Below are 18,296 nucleotides of genomic sequence, written 5' to 3'. Positions count from 1 at the left end.
CGATTGCAGGTTCTCAATATGCACGGTATGCAGAACACCGATCATCGAGGATGGTCCTGATCAGGGGCAGAACCGTACAATGCGGCGACAATTCCACGCCGTCAGGGATCGGCATGAATCAACTGGGACAGCGCCATCAACATTTCCGCGAGGTATTTAAAGCACGCGATCTCCTGACCGTGACGGTACTTGTTTTGTCGCTTTTCATTACATACGGGCTTTGGGATACGGCAGTGCGTTCGGCAGACCAGGCGCAGCAAATGACGTTCGATTTCCGGGTTCGGGAATCGACCGTGCGGATCGAGCAGCGGCTCGCCATCTATGAACAGATGCTGCGCGCTACCAAGGGATTGTTCAATTCCGCCGACGATGTCACGCGCGGCGAATTCCGCTCATTCATCGCTTCCCTGTCGTTGCCCGAGATGTTTCCAGGAATCCAGGGCATCGGTTTGAGCGTTATCGTGTCACCCGCTGCAATGTCGCGCCATCTGGCAACAGTACGTGCGGAAGGCTTCCCGGAGTACGCCATCACGCCTGAAGGCAAACGCGAGGTCTATACCTCGGTCGTTTATCTGGAACCTTTCTTCGGCCGCAATCTGCGCGCCTTCGGTTTTGACATGTATTCCGACCCGACACGCAGGGCCGCAATGGATCACGCGCGCGACGGCGGAACAACGGGGGTGTCAGGCAAGGTCAAGCTGGTGCAGGAAACCGGCGGCGATGTGCAGCACGGCTTTTTGATGTATGTGCCGTTGTATCGCAAGGATGCGCCTCATGCGACGCTGGAACAGCGGCGCGCCAATCTGATCGGCTGGGTGTACGCACCGTTCCGGATCGACGATTTCATGGTTGGCATTAGCGGCGAACTGGCTGAGGACCTTGACATAGAAATCTATGACGATGAACGGGTTAGCGCAGAAGCAAAGATGTTCGACAGCAACAAGCTGATCGATGCAACATCGGTCGTCCACCAGCTCAAGCGGGTCCGCTTCATTCAGGCCGCCAACCGTACCTGGACGATCGTCATCACTGCTGTGCCAGAGTTCGAGCGACGCATGCGCTGGGACCGCCCGCAACTCATCCTGCAGTCGGGAACCAGTATCAGCCTGCTGATCGCACTGCTGCTCTGGCTGTTTCTCGACGATCGGGCGCGGGCGCTGCATGCTGCAGATCAGGCGATGCAACTGGCGCTATATGATGCGCTGACCGGCCTGCCTAACCGCAAGCTTCTGGAGGAGCGCCTGGGCCAGTCACTGACCAAGGCAAAACGCAGTAGCAGCCATGTCGCCCTGCTGTTTATCGACCTCGACAAGTTCAAACCGGTCAACGACAACTTCGGCCACGGCTACGGCGATTTGCTGTTGAAAGAGGTGGCAAAGCGCCTGCAAAGCTGCATGCGCGAATCCGATACTGCCTCGCGTCTAGGCGGCGATGAATTCGTGATACTGCTACCGGATATCGAAGGCCGAGAAGGTACGGCTCTGGTCGCCACCAAGATTCTCGACCGTGTGATGCAGCCTTATGAAATTGCGGGGCATCGTTTCGAGATTTCGGCAAGCATAGGCGCTGCGATCTATCCGGAGGACGGCGTGGAAGGCAAGGTACTGATCAAGGCAGCTGACCTTGCCATGTATGCCGCAAAGAATGCGGGGCGCGCAACGGTCAGGTTTGTCCCGCGCAAGGAGACGGCGCCACCGACTGTGCACAACGGCGATTGGCCGCAACCGACTTAGCGAACTGCCGGCAGCGGCAGTTCTGTGACAGCCGGACCGGCCGATTGCGCATTCGATGAAGGTTTGTCGGCGCTGTCGCGGTGGCGAAGGCCATGGCGACAGCGTCCAGTCGCTAGAGCCCTTTCGTCCTGAGTGGACCAGGCAAGGCCGAGGCGATTTGGTTGCGGAACAAGGCGCGGCGACGCGACATGGCGAGCCATGGCAAGGAGCTGCAACGCCGTGCCGCAAGCAAATCGTCCGGGATTGACGGTACAGTCAGGACGAAAGGGCTCTAGAACTTCGTTATGGCGTCACATCGGCGGTGCCGGCCTCGCCGGCTCTGCCCGCGATCGTGGTGACCACGCCGGCCGCGGTAATTCTGCGGATGGTGTGGTTGTTGGTATCGGCCACATACAGATTGCCGGCGGAATCGACAGTAATCCCGCGCGGTCCGTTGAAGCGTGCGTCCGCTCCAGTGCCGTCGGCGCTGCCCGGGGCCGCCGCAGTCCCGGCGACGGTAGTCACGACACCGGCTGGCGTCACCTTGCGAATCACATGGTTGCTGGTATCGGCCACGAAGACATTGCCGGTCGCATCCACTGCGACGCCGAATGCATTGCGCCCGATTTTCGCTGCAGCACCTTCGCCATCCGCATAGCCGCAGGTGTTTTCGACCGGCTGCGTCGCGATTGCCCCGGCCAATGTCGTTACCGCGCCGGCAGGTGCGATGCGGTCCACCGTGCAACTGAAGGCCGACTGCCCGAGCGGTCCGAAGTCGCTGCCGGTATTGGACACATACAGGTTTCCGGCAGTATCCAGCGTCAAGCCGCGCGGCTCGCGGATCGCGACGACGGTGCTTCTGACACCTTGCGGACTAAAGCGCTCGACCAGTCCGGAAAAATTGTTCGTGAAATACAGCGTACCGGTGGCGTCCGCGGCAATGCCGAACGCATACACCGACTCGACCGGCGTCGACACGGTCGCATCCGGGGTGATCTTGCGTATGCGCCCGGTATCAAGGAAGGTATCGGTCAAATACAGGTTACCGCCAGCATCGAGGGTAATGCCAGTCAGGACGTTGAAACGCGCTGCCGCGCCGACACCGTCGACAGCCGGCGCGCCGGGTTGTCCGAACTGGCCTGGCGTGCCCGCGAAGGTTGTGACCGCGCCGGTAATGTTGTTGATCTTGCGAACCGTATCGTTGCCGCTGTCGGCGATATACAGCTTGCCATTGGTATCGACCGTCAGGGCGCGCGGCGCATTGAAGCGGGCATTGAGCGCGCGTGCCGGATACGCAGCCGGGGTGTTGGGATCGACCGGTTGCGTGCTGGGCGAGACAGGAATCCGATTGATCGCAGCCACGGTATCGGTCGGCGTCACCGCAGCGGCGATGTCCATCGTTCTCTGGATGGATAGTTCAGGCGTGTTGTAGCTGATCCCTTGCTGTACCGCGAAGTAATGACCGACCGTATATTTGTTATCGAGCAGCGAAGGGACGAATCCCCAGGTCGGATGACCGACAAAGGTATGGGCCGAATCGAGCATGCTGCGTACCAGGGTGCCTTTCGATTGCCGTCCGCTGCTCAGTTCACCGACCCAGAACTGCACGTCTTCGTCAGGCGGGGCGGTTGCGCCGCTGCGGCCGAGCACATTCCTGTAGATCACCCGAACGAAATCGGCATCGCTCATGCTTGCCGAGTAACCGGTCAGTGCGGTGTACTGGATTGCCGCGCTAAAGAAGATGTCGGCGATCTGATTGACGCTTTGTCCAGCCTTGAACTGGTCTATCCAGTAACTGAGGCCTTCAGCCTCGGGCACGCGGTTGAAGAACGCGATGTAGAGTTCGGTCAGTAGCTTGAGATCGGCCGCTGGCAACGTAAGCGATTTCGCACCGATTCCCGGGTCGACTTTGATGTCCGTAAACTGGAAAGTGCGTATCTCTGGTCCGAGATTGCTTGTGCCGTCGGTTCCGACATTATCGATCACGGTATAGCCGCTGGCTGCCTTCACGATGGTGTAGTTGTTGCGAACACCAGTGAACACGGCAGTCGTATTGGATATGGTTGCCGCCGCAAAACTGTTTTGCGTAATCGATGATGCTGTCTGGTCATTGCCTCCGCAAGCGGTCAAGGCTGCACAGAGCATAGTGAGGGTAAGAATCGGACGTGGGTTTGAAAGACATGACAAACGTTGGCGCAGCATGTAAGGGCTCCCGAATCTTGCTTTGCATTCGCGTACGGCAAACGGCCGCAAGTCATTAGCGAATGGCAATGAACTCCCTGGCATGACTTCTTCTTATTGTTTGTGTGCAGCACTGGCAGTTACCGCCCTATTGCGACACGTGGTCAACAATATCAAGCACGCCTGAGCGATGCTTGAGGCGTATCAAACGCGCAATGCCGATGAGGCTGAAGTACAACAGAACGCCATGGCGGTCTGCCGATGCCTGGCCCGATGTAAAAAAGCCCGCTCGTGGCGGGCCAAATCCATACGGGCGGTATGGACGAGACAGACAGGCATGTCGCACGAATAAGGATCGTGCGACTTTCAATCGATGGATCAGCTGCCGAAGCGGCTGGTGTCGCCGCGCGCGATTTTTGCAGCCTGAATGGCCTCATCGCGAACCTCTTCACGCGTTTTGGTCGAGGCTACATGAGTGTGTTCGACATATTCCGAAGTATGGCCAAGGTTGCCTTGTGCATAGGCCGCTTCGAGTTCCGCGCGAACTTCGGCACGAGTCTTGGCGGTGGCAACCGGTTGATGGTCGACGAATTCCTGTTGTTGTGCCCCCTGGATCGAAGCACGCGATTGATCGAGTTCAGCCAACACTTCGGCACGGGTTCTGGTCGAGGTGATATTGGTGTGCTCAACATATTCTGCGCCAAAAGCGGCTGCCGAAGTAGCAATCAAGGCAAGAGCGATGCTGGTCATTTTGATGTTCATTTGTCATTCTCCACAGGTTGATTGAAACGCCAGGCGGCTCGGTGCCGCCGATGAATTGCCCTTGCTGCGCATGCCCCCTAGTAGCTTGCGTTTTGCAAGTAACGATTTCATCATAGCCTAGTGACTTTTAATTTGCAAGCGTCTAAAATGAAAATCATGGATAAATCGATCAAATGTGCCGCGCCGTTTTCCTGCCCGATTGTGCGATCGGCCCTGTTGCTGGGTGATGAATGGGTATTGCTTGTGCTGCGCGCGCTGTTTCGCGGACCGCTGCGCTTCGATGATTTACAGAAGCTGACTGGTGCGGCAACCAATATCCTGACGACAAGGCTGAACCGTTTGATTGAAGGCAAGCTGGTTGAAAAGGTGCCCTATCAGGAACGCCCGCTGCGGTACAACTACCAATTGACCGATGCCGGTCGCGGTCTCTTTCCTGTGGTGCTGGAACTGATGCGTTTTGGCGAAGAATATCTGCCATGTCCTGATGCAAAGCCGGTCAGGCTGCGACATGCCGATTGCGGAAAATTGTCCAAGCCCGGCCAGACCTGTTCGGAATGCGGCGGCCCGCTGAAGCTTGGCAATGTAACGGTAGAAGAGTCGTAGGACGGCAAATGGATTGCCACGGTAACGCGGGATACGCGGGATAAGGACGACGTGCATTCACGTCTGAGGACATGCATGCGTGCCAACATGCGGCGTCCCGACAGTTGGCACGTAAAGAATTTTTAGTGATGGTGATGCGTCCAGCTGCCGTCAGGCGAGGCCAGGAATGCTTCGACTGCATCTTTTTGTCCGGTTGCATGGCGCATCACTTCGCCGCAGGTACAGATGCCTTGATAAGGCTGGATATGCGAGCATGCGGAGACTTTTTGCAAAAAGACCGTGACCGGTTTTGTGCATTTCTTGCATTTGAAGGTCAGGGTACGGGAAGGTTTGTTGCTCATGATGTCAAAATAAGAAGCGTGAAGAAGAAGCCGATATTATTTCATGTATCGGGGCTGGTTTCGATTGCATCGATAGATCATCGCCTGTACAATTCGATCCCTCAGACGCGGGGTGGAGCAGTCTGGCAGCTCGTCGGGCTCATAACCCGAAGGTCACAGGTTCAAATCCTGTCCCCGCAACCAAATCCTGAAAAGCCGCGCACCATGCGCGGCTTTTTCATTTCTGCTTGCCTGGCTTATTGATAGCTGAGCTCTCTCGCCTTGCCCCAGAACACCCTATACGAATACACGGTGTACGCGATGATGGTCGGAAGCACAATGGCGACGCCGGCCAGAATGATCATCAGCGATTCTGGCGCGCTCGCTGCCTGCCAGATCGTAATACGGTCCAACACAAGATACGGAAAGATACTGTAGGCCAAGCCATTGAAGGCCAGCAGGAAAACGCCGACCGTTGCCGCGAACGGCACCCAGCAATAGGCATCGCTTCCCGCCTTCAGGCGTGCAGGTAAGCGGCGTAATACCAGTTCCATCACCACGAATAATCCGGCTGTGACCAACGGTACCGGTGCCAGCAGCAGGATATTCGGAAATGAAAACCACTTGTCGAAAATCTGCTCGCTGACCAATGGCGTCGCGATCGATACCGCGGCCACGCCAAGCGCGCACAACAGCAGGCTGCCGCGCGCCCAGGCAATCGCCTTGTATTGCAACTCGCCTTCCGCTTTCATGATCAGCCAGGTTGCGCCGAGCAGCGCATAACCCGCAAGCAGCGACAAGCCGGTGAAGACCGCGAAGGCAAATTGTGCCGCGCCATGCTGAAAGCCGACGATATACAGCCCGATCATCATCCCTTGCGCGAAGCCTGCGATCACGGAACCGCCATAGAATGCCATGTTCCATGCATGCTTGTGATCGTCGCGCGCCTTCACGCGGAAGTCGAAGGCGACGCCGCGCAGGATCAGGCCCGCAAGCATCAATGCAACCGGCAAATACAACTCTCCCAGAATCACGCCGTGCGCGAGCGGGAAAGCCACCAACAGGATGCCGACACCCAGCACCAGCCAGGTTTCGTTGGCATCCCAGAATGGGCCGATCGACGCAATCATCATGTCCTTGTCGGCATCGTCGGCGCGTCGCAACAAGATGCCGACACCAAGGTCAAAGCCGTCGAGTACGACATAAGCCAGCATCGCCACGCCCATGAGTCCGAGAAAGACCAGAGGCAGCCATGCGTCGGGTTGGGAAAAATCGCTCATGTGCGCTCCTCAATATTGAATCAGTTGCGATGGCGGAACCGGCACTGACGGCGCTGGATATTTCGCATCGTCCTTGCGGTCGCCCGCCTTGCGCGCCAGATGGAACAGAACCGCGATGTAGGCCGCGATCAGAACCGCGTACAGCACAAGGTACATCGCCAGTGTGCTGGCAATCATGGCTGCCGGCACGGTCGATGCCGCGTCGGCGGTCGTCAATACCCCATACACCAGATAAGGCTGTCGACCGATTTCGGTGACATACCAGCCGGCGACCGTTGCCACCCATCCGGAAAAACTCATGACGACCAGTGCGCGCGCCAACCATGGCGCCAGGTCGCCGCGTCGCCTCAACTGCCATGCGCTCATCCAGGACACGGCGAGCATCAGCAGGCCGATACCCACCATGATGCGAAAACCCCAGAACAATGGTGCCACCGGTGGACGCTTGTCGCCAAAGCTATCAAGACCTTTCAATTCGCCTTTCCAGTCGTGCGTCAACACGAAGCTGGCGAGTTGCGGAATGCCGATCGCATAGCGATTGGCGAGTTCGCTTTCGTTGGGCAAGGCGAACAACAGGAGCGGCGCGCCTCGTTCAGTTTTCCAGATGCCTTCGATCGCAGCGATCTTTGCGGGTTGGTGCTTAAGCGTGTTGAGGCCATGCAGGTCACCAACCAGAATTTGTATCGGGATAAGCAGGGCCGCGACCGTGACCCCTGTCTTTAATGCGGCGATTACCGCTGGCGTGCGATCCTTGCGCAGCCAGCGATAGGCCGAGATGCCGGCCACCAGAAATGCGACCGTCAGCCCGGATGCGATCAGCATATGCGTGAGCCGATATGGCATCGATGGATTGAAAATGATCGCCAGCCAATCACTTGCATGTGCTTTGCCATCGATCATTTTGAAGCCGGCCGGTGTATGCATCCAGGAGTTCAGCGCGATGATCCAAAACGCGGACAGCGTTGTGCCGCCGGCGACCAGCAGGGTTGCCAGCGTGTGCACCCGGTTCGATACCCGTTGCGCGCCGAACAGCATGATGCCGAGAAAGGTTGCTTCGAGAAAGAAGGCGGTCAACACTTCATAGGCGAGCAAGGGGCCGGCAATGTTGCCCACCGTTTGCATGAACCCGGGCCAGTTCGTGCCGAACTGGAAACTCATGGTAATGCCCGACACCACGCCGAGTGCGAATGTCAGTGCAAAAATCTTGACCCAGAACTGGTAGGCCTCCGACCATTTGCGATCGGCGGTCTTGTTATAGCGCAGCTTGAAGAACAACAGCACCCAGCCCAGAGCAATCGAAATTGTCGGGAACAATATATGGAAGGTAATGTTGCTTGCAAACTGAATCCGGGCAAGCATGAATGGATCTGTCATGATGCACTCCGTGTAGATATCGATCAGCCGTCCTGCGACGGACCTTTGGCTGCCTTGGCAGATTTGCCCACCAGGGTCAGCTTGTTTTTCATTTCAAGTAATTTTTGCGCCTTCGATCCGAGTTTCATCAGTTGCACCAAGGTCTTGGTATCGAGTTGCTGGATGTCGCCGAACCACTGCGTGACCAGTTCGATCAGGTCATGCATGTCTTTCAGCCGCTGCTGCGCGAATCGCTCTTCTTCACTGCCCGGCGGCTGGATCAATGCATTGCGCAGCATGGACAGGGTGGGATCGACTTCACGCTTGCGGCGTTCCTCGGCGAGGGTGCGAAAGATGGCCCACACATCGTCGGGAGTGGAAAAATATTCGCGGCGGTCATTCGGCAAATGCTGCAGCCGCACCAGCCGCCAGGACTCGAGTTCCTTCAAACCCATGCTGACGTTGGAGCGCGAAAAACCGAGTGCATCGGCGATTTCATCGGCATTCAGCGGATTCGCGGATACGTAGAGCAGCGCATAGATCTGACCGACGGTGCGATTGATACCCCAGCGGCTCCCCATTTCGCCGAAATGAAGAACAAACGTCTGGACTAGCGGAGTGAGGTTCATAGTTTCCGTTTTGAATTTTCAGGAATTACTGAAAATTCTAACAGAAATGGACGTACTGTATTCGGGTGTGAGCGAATGTTGTGTTGTAGGGTTCGCTGCTGGGTTGCAGGCAAACGCTTGAACGCCCTTAGGCACCGCGTTCTGCGAAGAGGAGGAATTCGCTGCTTACCTCATGGCGTTTTCAGCCAGATGCAAGCAGCGATGGGAAGAGGGTGCGACGGCGGCGACGCTGGTTCGCGTGCCGCCGGGGTTGCAATTTAAGCGCGGTGCAATGCGCTGATGCGGTCCTCGATCGGCGGGTGGCTGGAGAACAAGGCCATGATGCCGGCGCCGCCAGCAATACCGGATGCCGCCATGTTTTTCGGCAATTCGCCGTGCGACAGGCCGCCAAGTCGCTGTAATGCGGCAATCATCGGACGCGGCGAGCCAAGCAGTTGTGCCGCGCTACGGTCGGCACGGAATTCACGCTGACGCGAGAAATACATGACGATGATGCTGGCCAGGATGCCGAACACGATGTCGCACACGATCACGGTCACCGTATAGCCAATGCCTGGGCCGGTGCTTTCTTCATTCCTGCGAATTACCTGGTCGACCAGATAACCGACGACACGGGCAAGGAAAGTAACGAAGGTATTGACCACGCCCTGGATCAGGGTCAGCGTCACCATGTCGCCATTGGCGATATGGGCGACTTCGTGCGCGAGGACGGCCTCGACTTCTTCGCGCGTCATCGATTCCAGCAAGCCGGTCGAAACGGCCACCAACGAACTGTTCTTTGTCGCTCCGGTTGCAAAGGCATTGGCTTCGCCGCCATAAATCGCCACTTCCGGCATCGCGATGCCCGCGCGCCGCGCTTGGCCGGCGATCGTGTCGACCAGCCATAGTTCGGTCGAATTGGATGGCGACTCGATCACCCGAGCACCGGTTGTCCATTTGGCCATCGGCTTCGACAAGAACAAGGAAATAAAGGCGCCGCCAAAGCCCATCAATCCGGAAAACAGCAACAATGTTCCCAGGTTAAGGCCATTGGAGGTCAGGTATTTGTTAACTCCAAGCAAGCTGGCGCTGATGCCGAGCACCAGCATGATGGCCAGGTTGGTACCGATAAACAGGATGACTCTTTTCATGATCTTATGTGAGTAAAGGATTAACGGAAAAAAGGGAAATGAACAGCCGCATCAGGAATCCAGCGCCGGGAAGCGGGCGTGTTCGATACTCCGCGTGCGTGAACGCAAGCGATCAATCGCAAGGGCCGCGCGGTGTGCGCAAAGATCGATTGCCTCGGCAATGCGCCCAGCCTTGCTGCTCACTATGATGCTTGGCATGCCAGGCACCGTGATCTGAATCCGGCATTGCTTGTCGACACCGCCTTTGGGGCCATTCTGATCGGAGATGCGCACCACCACGGCGCCGATGGCTTCTCGCGCATGACTCAGTGCAAATTGGAGTCGCCGCACTACGTAATCGCGCAGAACTTGCGGCAACTTGACGCCTTTAGCAACGATAGTAGGTTTCATCAATATCTCCGGTGGAAAAGGAGCCCCCATCGTAGACAAGTCGCCACTTATGAAAAAGCGAAGTTCTCAAGATGATTGATTCGAAAAAAATGGAACATGGAAGTGTCGACAATGCCGAATATTGCTCAGCCGCCATACTCGACGCGATTGCGTCCAAGGCGTTTTGCCTGCAACAGCGCGCCATCCGCCGCTTCGGTCAGGGCGGCAGCCGCAGACATTGCAGGATAGGACGCGATGCCCGCGCTGAACGTCGCGTACAAGGCGCCATCGGGTTGGGCATGCGGCAGACCGGAAAAGTCGCGCCGGATCCGATCGATTACCGCAATTGCCTTGTCCGGACCGACGCCGGGCAAGGCGATAAGAAATTCTTCGCCGCCATAACGGCCGATCAGGTCGATGGAGCGCAATCTTCCCTTTAACAGCCAGGCCAGTCCGCGGATCACTTGGTCTCCGACCGGATGCCCGTAAGTATCGTTGATGGCCTTGAAATGATCGATGTCGATCATCGCGACGGTGAGTTCGTTGCCCCGCAGCGCTTCGGATTCGGTTGCCGCACTGTCATCGATTTCATTGACCAATGCCTTCAGGCGCGACTTTGCCGCCGTATGGTTGAACAGGCCGGTCAAGCCATCAAGCCGGGTCGAACGCCTGACTTCACGAAAACGCTCGATTCGCGTCTTGACGACTGCAGCCAGCAGCACGGGGTTGAACGGCTTCATCAGGAACTGGTCGCCGCCGAGCCGCAACGCTTCGACCTGCATGCCGACTTCGGATTCGCCGGACAGATAGACGATGGGCAGGCTGCTGTACGCCGCCATCTGGCGCAGCACACGGGTCGCTTCCACGCCGTTGAAACGCGGCATGTACATATCCATCAGCACCAGATCGGGCTTGTAGGATTCCAGCGCATCCAATAGCTTGCCGGGATCATTGATCGCGTGCGTGTCGATGCCATGCTGGGCAAGTGTGCGCTGGATCAGCGCGACCGCGACGCGCGAATCTTCCACCACCAGCACGCGGTATTGCTCCTGTTCCTTGGTCTGCACCAGGTCGAGGATGCAGTTGAGCACCATGGCCGGTTGGTCTTCCGCCGGGATCGTGACATCGATGCCGGCGCGCATGAGCGCGACGATCGGTTCGATCGCCGATTCGACGCCGAGGTAAATCAGCTGGCTGGCCGGGCATTCGGCGCGAATCGCTGCAATGCGTGCAATCTCTTCCGAACTGGCATTTTCCTGGGCAGGAATGAAAAGCACGGCAAGCGGCTTGTCTTCGACATATTCCTCCTCGTCCCAGCCATGCTCGCATACCTTGAATCCAAAGAATTGCAACTGACGCGTCAGCGCATCGGCCATGTCGCGCTTTTCCGGCCCGACCACCATCCAGACCGAGCGCGGCTTGATCCAGTCGATGTCGGAAGCCGGAGTGGTGGATTCAGGAGTACGTCTGGCGACACCGGACGATTTGGATGAGACGACTGCGGCAGCGAGCGTTTCGATCTGCCGCTGCAGCGAGAAGACGTCCTGCGGCGCAATTGGATGGCTGGAATTATCGCCAAGCTTGAAAAGGGCGGCATTTTCCAAGCCTTCGCACAGGCGTACGAGGCCTGGCAGCCGTAACCGGTTGAAGTATTCGGCAAGGCTGTTGACCGCGACCGCGAACTCGATGAATTGCTCGAAACGTCCGTCGGCGACGTACACGTCCCAGCGCTTCTGCAGCACGTAAAGGCGGTCTTCGATCGAATTCGGGGAAGATTGTGGCATGGCCGGCCCGTCACAAACGATCCGGCATTATCGTGGATCAATGGCTTGTAAGCAACTTCAAAAATTAACTTTCAGTTGGTGCAAATCGACAATCTGTACGTCGGGCTTCGTCAGCCATTTGCGCGCAATCTGATATACATCGCGGTCGAAGCGATGCCGGCCTTTTTGCAGCAGCAATTCAATTTCTTCCCCAGTACGTGCCGCGCCGAGATAGGACCAGCAGTCGACTACGTGAAAAGTATCTTTCTCGCGTATACCTACCGCGCCGCTGAATGGCCATGCCTGTATCCGGAGATGATTCAAGGCTGCCAGCACCCGTTCGTTGTGCGCTTCCAGGGTTTCCTTGCCCACGCATGCCCCGTAGCACTTGCCGACCTGGCTGGCGAAACAAGCCTTGTTCCCTCGGCTTTTTTCAAGGCCAAGCAGCACGTGGCACAAGCCATGCGCATCGGCGATCGCGCGCATGGCTTCGTTAGCCTTACCTGCATCGCCGTACAGGCCGAACAGATCCGGATCAATACCGAAGAACAGATCGTCAGTCGTGATCAGCATGGGTTGCAGCCTGCCCCTGCGCATCGCCAGCCGCCAGGAACAGACTTCGTCGTTGTCCCGCAGCTTGTGATGATAAGCAGGCTTCCACTGCTTAACCAGTGCGACTTCCTGCAACAGTGCGCCCAGTTCGCCGGAAGTTTCGATCCACTCGACGCGCTGCACCTGCTGGCTCAACTGTTGTTCCCGGGCTGACATAGGATTGCCGCTGAAATGCGAGAGCACGCGTCGCCGCAGGTTATTCGCCTTGCCGATATACAGCGGCAAGTCATTTTCGCCGTAGAACAGATAGACGCCATGCGTGAATGGCATGCTTTCGATCTGAAGCACATCAAGCCGCGACGGCAAGCCAGGCCGGCTGATCAGTTTTCCGACCACTTCATCGATGGTTTCCATCGGATGTTCTTCATGAATGCGCTGCCAAAACTGCCAGATCAGTTGCGCATCGCCCAGCGCACGGTGGCGTTCGGTGACATGCAGGCGATGCCGTTCGGCCAGCGTGTCCAGATTATGGCGTGCGAAGCCGGGAAACAGCTTGCGCGACAACCGCACCGTGCACAATACCGGCGGCTGGAACGCGTGGCCGGTGCGCCGGAACTCGCTCTTCAGAAAGCCATAGTCGAAGCGCGCGTTATGCGCGATAAATACCCTGTCGGCAAGCCGCGCCGCGACTTCATCGGCGATCTCGGCGAACGGCGGGGCATCCTGCACCATCGCATTGGAAATGCCGGTCAGCGACTGGATGAATTCGGGAATTCGCACGCCGGGATTGACCAGGCTGCTCCATTCACGCACGCCCGTTTCATCGACTTCGATGATGCCGACCTCGGTGATCCGGTCTTCGGTAGCGGTGCCACCTGTCGTTTCCAGATCGACGAAGGCAAGGCGGGGAAATTTTCGGCCGCTCATGGTGATGGTTCAGCGCCTTCGGCCACCGGACGCTGCGCGGTCTGCAACACATTCATCATGTCGGCAAGCGCTACGGCTTGCCGGTTCGGGAATCAGTTTTCTTTCGGGCAGATTCTTCCGGTAACGCACCGGCATATGCAACTCCATTGCCCCGGTATTGAGGCGGGCAGGATTGAAGGTACTGCGGCAAATCGCAAGCGCAACGGGCGCATCAACATGCAGGCGGCGGCGATCCCACATGGCCGATCCCTTCGGTGTGGCGATCAGCCAGCTGCGCGGGCCCATGCGAGAGGAAAAATGCTCGGCTTTGAACCAGGCAACGAATCTTGGATCATCCTCTGCCGCCGGCCGTTCCCGCAAGCGCAGGGATGCATGAATCTTGTGCTTTTCACGCTCCAGTGTTACAACACCTTGACAGAAAAGGCCAGCAATCGGCGGCACTTTAGAGCATGGCCAGCAGGCATCGCGGTATCTGTATCGAGGGAACATCAGTGGCGGCATGCAAAGGCAAGGTGCCGGCGACCGCCTCGGCACACAGATCGGAAGCGAGAGGCGCACTGTTGCACTTTCTGCGGGAATCGTCCGGGTTTGCTTTGCATCAAAGTTGCCCAGAGACAATCTTTTAGACTGAAGTCATGCCCGTTTTGGGCTTTATGGTGGAGACTAAAATGACGCGACCCGAAACCCCATTTGAACAAGCGAGTTATGACCTGAACAAATTCAGGGAACGTCGCATGGCCGAGCGGCGTTCGGTTCCACGCAATTCGGCGGACCGCCGGGCAAATCAGAATGGCGCAAACACAGGCAGCAAGCACGTCGATCAGGATGTGATTGCAAAGGATGGCGGCGATTTGTAGCGCAAAGAAACCAGGAAACAAGGGGAGTCGCAAGCGGCTCCTCGCCGCATAGCGTCGGATTGGCACACTTGCCTTGATCACGCGTCGAAAGCCGGACCGCGCAATCGGTCTTAGGAACGTGCACGAAATAATTTCCCGATTTGGTTCACGTCTGACGGGCGCGCTGCAGCGTTGCTCGGCGTCGCCATAGCTCGCTATGACTCCTTCTCGCGCCTTGCCGCGCATCCCGTCGGACGCGTCCAAATCGGTAACTTATTCCGTACACATTCCTTAGCGCCTATGCCGGCCAACCTGCCTGGTCGGCAGCGTAGGCTGGCTCCACATCAGGTTGACATCAATTCCCTGGGTATTACATATGCGTCGCCTGCGCCGCATCGCGGTGCATGACTTCACGAAAACGCGGCAGTGCCGGTGTTTTTCGGGGCTTAATCGCACCATCCATACCACCTAGCCAGTACTTGGACTTGGTATCGCCCATCAGGTCGCGCAACTCGCGAATACTCATCTCTGTCAATTCATGTGCAGCGAGCAGCAGATCGGAATTGATCGCTACCTGCTTGTGCCTTACCTTGCTGATGGTCGATGGCGGTACAGCCAAAACCCGCGCCAGTGCCGCGTCGCTTTTGGTTTCCAGCATTTCCATCAGCGTGTCGAGCAAATGGTTGGGCGTATAACCTTCCTGTCCAATCAGCGGTGATTTCTTGCGCATGCTTGCCTCCTTGAAAACGATGAGCAATTTTGCCTTTGCGAAACTTTTTGCGGTGGGAAATGCTCACGAAGCTTGATCTTGCGCAAGCCGGTGTAAGCTACGAACCAGAGCATGGAAGCACCCATGATGTCGCTATAACAATTGCTTACAAAGCAGCGGTCAACTGCAAGCGAAAGCACTTCGTTTGTCGTGATGTAGTCACCTTTTCATTACATCAAACGAGGAACCCATGAAGACATTGATCGCTGCACTGATCGCCGGACTGTTTGCTACCACAGCATTTGCCCAGACCGCCGCTGCACCGGCCGGCACGACAACGACAACAACCACTGCACCTGCAGATCCGAAGGCCGCCAAGGCAGATGCAAAGGCAACGGAAAAATCGGCAAAGGCTGACGCAAAGGCCGAGGAAAAGGCGGTCAAGGCCAATGCCGATGCAGACAAGAAGAAAGCCAAAGCCGACAAGAAAGCAAAGAAGGAAGTTGCCGAAGCCAAGAAGGATGCGGCTGAAGATAAGGCCGACGCGGCAAAGAAGTAATGCAGTCATAAGACAACGCCGGCATGGCGATAAAAAAGGCAGACCATGGTCTGCCTTTTTTATTCATCATCCGTCGAGCGCCATGTCGTAGCGTAAAAGCCCTACCCTAGAGCAGTTTCACCCTGACTTGCCAGGCGAGGCCGAGGCGATTTGCCTGTGGAACAAGGCGCGGCGACGCGACATGGCGAGCCATGGCAAGGAGGCGCAACGCCGTGCCACGGGCAAAGCGTCCGGCATCGACGGCACAGTCAGGGTGAAACTGCTCTAACCAGGCAATGCCGTCATCTCAATCGCCACCCCGCTCAGCACAGCATTGCCTGACAACGGATCGCGCCGCGTTTCATCCAGGATCGCATTCAGGTTGACGCCCGGTCGTTCGGCTGCGACTGCCATGCGCATGTCCGGCATGTCATGTCCCCAGCCATGGGGCAGGCTGACGACGCCCGGCATCATTTCCTCACTGATTTCCACCTGTGCATCGATGGCACGCCCGCCGCTGCTGATGCGCGCCTTGCTTCCCGACTGCAAGCCCAGCCTGTGCGCATCGGTCGGATGAACCAGGGCGGTGCAGCGGAACGGCCCCTTCGCCAACGTCGGCAGATTATGCATCCAGCTGTTGCCGGAGCGAACCTGACGCCGTCCCACCACGACCAGTGCCGGTGCGGGCTGCGCCAGATCCGCGCGCACCCGGCTCAGATCCGCAAGCAGCATTTCGGGTGCGAGTTCCACCTTGCCCGAGGGTGTGCGCAACATCTCCGGTATGCGCGGCTGTAATGGGCCCAGATCGATGCCGCCGGGCGCAACCTTCACTTTGGCAAGGTTGATGCCGTCCGGTGTGCGCCCGAACTGATCGCCATAGGGACCGGTTCGCAATGCAAAGTCGATCTGCCGCTCCGGTCCGTTCAGATGTGCCAGCGCCGACAACACGGCATCCGCATGTTCGCCTGCCATGCGCTTTACATCCTCGGCAAACAATTCCTGATCCAGTTTCAGCACGTCGACCTGCGCACCTTTGCCCTGCGCAATCGCGGCGAGGCGCAACAAAATTTGCCATTCCGGCGGATGCGCATCGTCGCGCGGCAGCACCGGATCGCTGTAGCGCGCATAGTTGCGATAGCTGAACTGTGGAAAGGCGACATCGTAATGCAAGTCTTCCAGCGGCGACGAACCCGGCAGGATGACATCGGCATGGCGCGTCGTCTCGTTCAGATAGATATCGATGCTGACCATGAATTCGAGTGAATCGAGAGCGCCGGACAGGCGCGGCCCGTTCGGCGCCGACAACACCGGATTGCCGGCAATCGTGAACAAAGCCTTTACCTGCCCGGGGCCGGGTGTCTGGATTTCTTCCGCCAGGCAGACGATGGGCAACTCGCCCATGACTTCCGGCGCACCCGACACGCGGCTCTTGCGACGGCCGGTCGCCACGCCCTTGCCGATGCCGGGCTTGCCGGCGGTATTGGCAGCGAATGCGGGCGCCTTTGCGAACATCGCGCCGCCTTCCTGATCCAGATGTCCGGTCAACGCATTCAAGACATCGATCAGCCAGCTGCACAGCGTGCCGTACTCTTGCGTGCAGGTGCCCATGCGGCCATAGACCGCCGCCCGTGCGCTCCCTGCAAGCCGGCGTGCGAGAGTACGAATCACGTTTGCCTCGATGCCGCAGCGCGCAGCCATGCTTTCGGGAGAAAACTCGCGCACCGCCGCTTCGACCAGTTCAACGCCGTTCACATATTCGGCAAGCGCACCCAGTCGCACCAGCTTTTCATCGAACAAGGTATGCACCATGCCCAGCAATAGAAACACGTCGGCGCCAGGACGGATGAAATGATGTCCGTCGGCTGCAGCCGCAGTCTCGGTGCGACGCGGATCGATCACGACGATCTTTCCGCCGCGCGCACGCATCGCCTTGGCCTTGCCGCGAAAATCCGGCACGGTCCACAGGCTGCCGTTCGATACCATCGGATTGGCGCCCAGAATCAGCAGAAAATCGCTGCGCTCGATATCCGGTACCGGAAATGACAACCAGTGGCCGAACATCAATCCGCACGAAAGCTGCTTGGGCATCTGGTCGAGCGTGGAAGCCGAAAACACATTGCGTGTGCCGAGCGCGCGCACCAGCCGCGAAAAATACAGCAGCAAGCCGATCTTGTGCGCCGACGGATTGCCGATCACGGTGGCGACCGTATCGGCCCCATGTGCCTGCAGCAGGGGCGGCAGGCGGCGCTCGATCTCAGAAAAAGCTTCATCCCACGACGCTTCTACAAACTTGCCATCGCGTTTGATGAGCGGCGTGCGCAAACGGTCAGGGTCCTCATGCAAGTCCTTCAGCGATGCGCCCTTGGGACAGATGTAGCCGTGGCTGAACACATCGGCGTCGTGCCCGCGGATACCGATCACCTTGTTGCCGCTGATCTTCAATTCCAGCCCGCAGCAGGCTTCGCACAGCGGACATATGCGGTGGGCAATCGTTTCGGCATTGCTGGGCATGGCGGTCTCCTTATGGCTGTCGAGGTAGCTTATTGTCGGACCATTATGCGGGAAGCGCGATGACCTTGCAGGTCATCGTTTCGCCCGGATAAGGTAGCCCTCTCAGACGAGGTTGCTGCAT

18 protein-coding genes and 1 tRNA gene are annotated in these 18,296 nt (G+C 57.8%); 6 read left to right on the top strand and 13 right to left on the bottom strand.

Annotated elements, in window-relative coordinates; all coding sequences use genetic code 11:
• The first annotated feature begins 113 nt into the window (after positions 1 to 113).
• Positions 114 to 1,733 carry a CHASE domain-containing protein gene (locus D3871_RS01640; protein WP_119769815.1) on the top strand — a complete coding sequence of 540 codons (1,620 nt, stop codon included), beginning with the start codon at positions 114 to 116 and terminating at the stop codon, positions 1,731 to 1,733.
• Positions 1,734 to 2,015: 282 nt separating this feature from the next.
• Here D3871_RS01640 and D3871_RS01635 read toward each other — a convergent pair whose 3' ends face one another.
• Together D3871_RS01635 and D3871_RS01630 are read right to left on the bottom strand one after the other, a co-directional pair.
• A complete protein-coding gene (locus D3871_RS01635; protein WP_158597850.1) occupies positions 2,016 to 3,842 on the bottom strand; it encodes a DUF4214 domain-containing protein in 1,827 nt (608 codons plus the stop codon).
• A gap of 429 nt (positions 3,843 to 4,271) precedes the next feature.
• Positions 4,272 to 4,655 carry a DUF4148 domain-containing protein gene (locus D3871_RS01630; protein ID WP_119767325.1) on the bottom strand — a complete coding sequence of 128 codons (384 nt, stop codon included), beginning with the start codon at positions 4,653 to 4,655 and terminating at the stop codon, positions 4,272 to 4,274.
• 156 nt (positions 4,656 to 4,811) lie between these two features.
• Here D3871_RS01630 and D3871_RS01625 point away from each other — a divergent pair, with 156 nt between their 5' ends.
• The gene (locus D3871_RS01625; protein WP_158597849.1) at positions 4,812 to 5,258 is read left to right on the top strand and encodes a winged helix-turn-helix transcriptional regulator; all 447 of its coding nucleotides are present in this window, start codon (positions 4,812 to 4,814) and stop codon (positions 5,256 to 5,258) included.
• Positions 5,259 to 5,380: 122 nt separating this feature from the next.
• Here the strand turns inward: D3871_RS01625 and D3871_RS01620 are convergent, their stop codons facing one another.
• Entirely contained in the window at positions 5,381 to 5,599 is a 219-nt protein-coding gene (locus tag D3871_RS01620; protein WP_119767323.1) for a hypothetical protein, read from the bottom strand.
• Positions 5,600 to 5,705: 106 nt separating this feature from the next.
• On the opposite strand from D3871_RS01620, the gene D3871_RS01615 reads away from it, so the two are divergent.
• A tRNA-Met gene (locus D3871_RS01615) sits at positions 5,706 to 5,782 on the top strand.
• A gap of 53 nt (positions 5,783 to 5,835) precedes the next feature.
• Here D3871_RS01615 and D3871_RS01610 read toward each other — a convergent pair.
• From D3871_RS01610 to D3871_RS01575, 8 genes are all read right to left on the bottom strand, one after another.
• The gene (locus tag D3871_RS01610) at positions 5,836 to 6,858 is read right to left on the bottom strand and encodes a cytochrome d ubiquinol oxidase subunit II (RefSeq protein WP_119767322.1); all 1,023 of its coding nucleotides are present in this window, start codon (positions 6,856 to 6,858) and stop codon (positions 5,836 to 5,838) included.
• Positions 6,859 to 6,867: 9 nt separating this feature from the next.
• On the bottom strand, positions 6,868 to 8,232 hold the full coding sequence (locus tag D3871_RS01605; RefSeq protein WP_420799620.1) for a cytochrome ubiquinol oxidase subunit I: 1,365 nt from the start codon (positions 8,230 to 8,232) through the stop codon (positions 6,868 to 6,870).
• Positions 8,233 to 8,255: 23 nt separating this feature from the next.
• Positions 8,256 to 8,840: a GbsR/MarR family transcriptional regulator gene (locus tag D3871_RS01600; RefSeq protein ID WP_119767320.1), complete on the bottom strand. Its 585-nt coding sequence runs from the start codon at positions 8,838 to 8,840 to the stop codon at positions 8,256 to 8,258.
• A 257-nt stretch (positions 8,841 to 9,097) separates the two neighbouring features.
• Entirely contained in the window at positions 9,098 to 9,970 is an 873-nt protein-coding gene (gene htpX, locus D3871_RS01595; RefSeq protein ID WP_119767319.1) for a protease HtpX, read from the bottom strand.
• A 51-nt stretch (positions 9,971 to 10,021) separates the two neighbouring features.
• Positions 10,022 to 10,360 (bottom strand): HPF/RaiA family ribosome-associated protein, encoded by a 339-nt coding sequence (locus D3871_RS01590; RefSeq protein WP_158597848.1) that lies wholly within the window; start codon positions 10,358 to 10,360, stop codon positions 10,022 to 10,024.
• 125 nt (positions 10,361 to 10,485) lie between these two features.
• Complete coding sequence (locus tag D3871_RS01585; RefSeq protein ID WP_119767317.1) at positions 10,486 to 12,123, bottom strand: diguanylate cyclase; 1,638 nt, start codon at positions 12,121 to 12,123, stop codon at positions 10,486 to 10,488.
• A 57-nt stretch (positions 12,124 to 12,180) separates the two neighbouring features.
• Positions 12,181 to 13,581: a 3'-5' exonuclease family protein gene (locus D3871_RS01580; RefSeq protein ID WP_119767316.1), complete on the bottom strand. Its 1,401-nt coding sequence runs from the start codon at positions 13,579 to 13,581 to the stop codon at positions 12,181 to 12,183.
• Positions 13,582 to 13,590: 9 nt separating this feature from the next.
• Positions 13,591 to 14,022: a DUF4130 domain-containing protein gene (locus tag D3871_RS01575; RefSeq protein ID WP_158597847.1), complete on the bottom strand. Its 432-nt coding sequence runs from the start codon at positions 14,020 to 14,022 to the stop codon at positions 13,591 to 13,593.
• 227 nt (positions 14,023 to 14,249) lie between these two features.
• On the opposite strand from D3871_RS01575, the gene D3871_RS01570 reads away from it, so the two are divergent.
• Entirely contained in the window at positions 14,250 to 14,438 is a 189-nt protein-coding gene (locus D3871_RS01570) for a hypothetical protein (protein WP_119767314.1), read from the top strand.
• A gap of 349 nt (positions 14,439 to 14,787) precedes the next feature.
• Here the strand turns inward: D3871_RS01570 and D3871_RS01565 are convergent, their stop codons facing one another.
• Positions 14,788 to 15,147 carry a hypothetical protein gene (locus D3871_RS01565; RefSeq protein WP_147376731.1) on the bottom strand — a complete coding sequence of 120 codons (360 nt, stop codon included), beginning with the start codon at positions 15,145 to 15,147 and terminating at the stop codon, positions 14,788 to 14,790.
• Between the two features lie 229 nt (positions 15,148 to 15,376).
• Here D3871_RS01565 and D3871_RS01560 point away from each other — a divergent pair, with 229 nt between their 5' ends.
• Positions 15,377 to 15,685, top strand: a complete 309-nt coding sequence (locus tag D3871_RS01560; RefSeq protein ID WP_119767312.1) for a hypothetical protein — start codon at positions 15,377 to 15,379, stop codon at positions 15,683 to 15,685.
• Between the two features lie 127 nt (positions 15,686 to 15,812).
• Positions 15,813 to 15,953, top strand: a complete 141-nt coding sequence (locus D3871_RS30105) for a hypothetical protein (protein WP_158597846.1) — start codon at positions 15,813 to 15,815, stop codon at positions 15,951 to 15,953.
• On the opposite strand, the gene D3871_RS01555 is transcribed toward D3871_RS30105, so the two are convergent.
• On the bottom strand, positions 15,950 to 18,175 hold the full coding sequence (locus D3871_RS01555) for a molybdopterin-dependent oxidoreductase (RefSeq protein WP_119767311.1): 2,226 nt from the start codon (positions 18,173 to 18,175) through the stop codon (positions 15,950 to 15,952). The genes D3871_RS30105 and D3871_RS01555 overlap by 4 nt on opposite strands.
• Positions 18,176 to 18,296: the final 121 nt, after the last annotated feature.

This window comes from Noviherbaspirillum saxi, assembly GCF_003591035.1.
Taxonomy (GTDB): Bacteria; Pseudomonadota; Gammaproteobacteria; order Burkholderiales; family Burkholderiaceae_D; genus Noviherbaspirillum; species Noviherbaspirillum saxi.
This window is presented reverse-complemented; position numbering and strand designations above follow the sequence as displayed.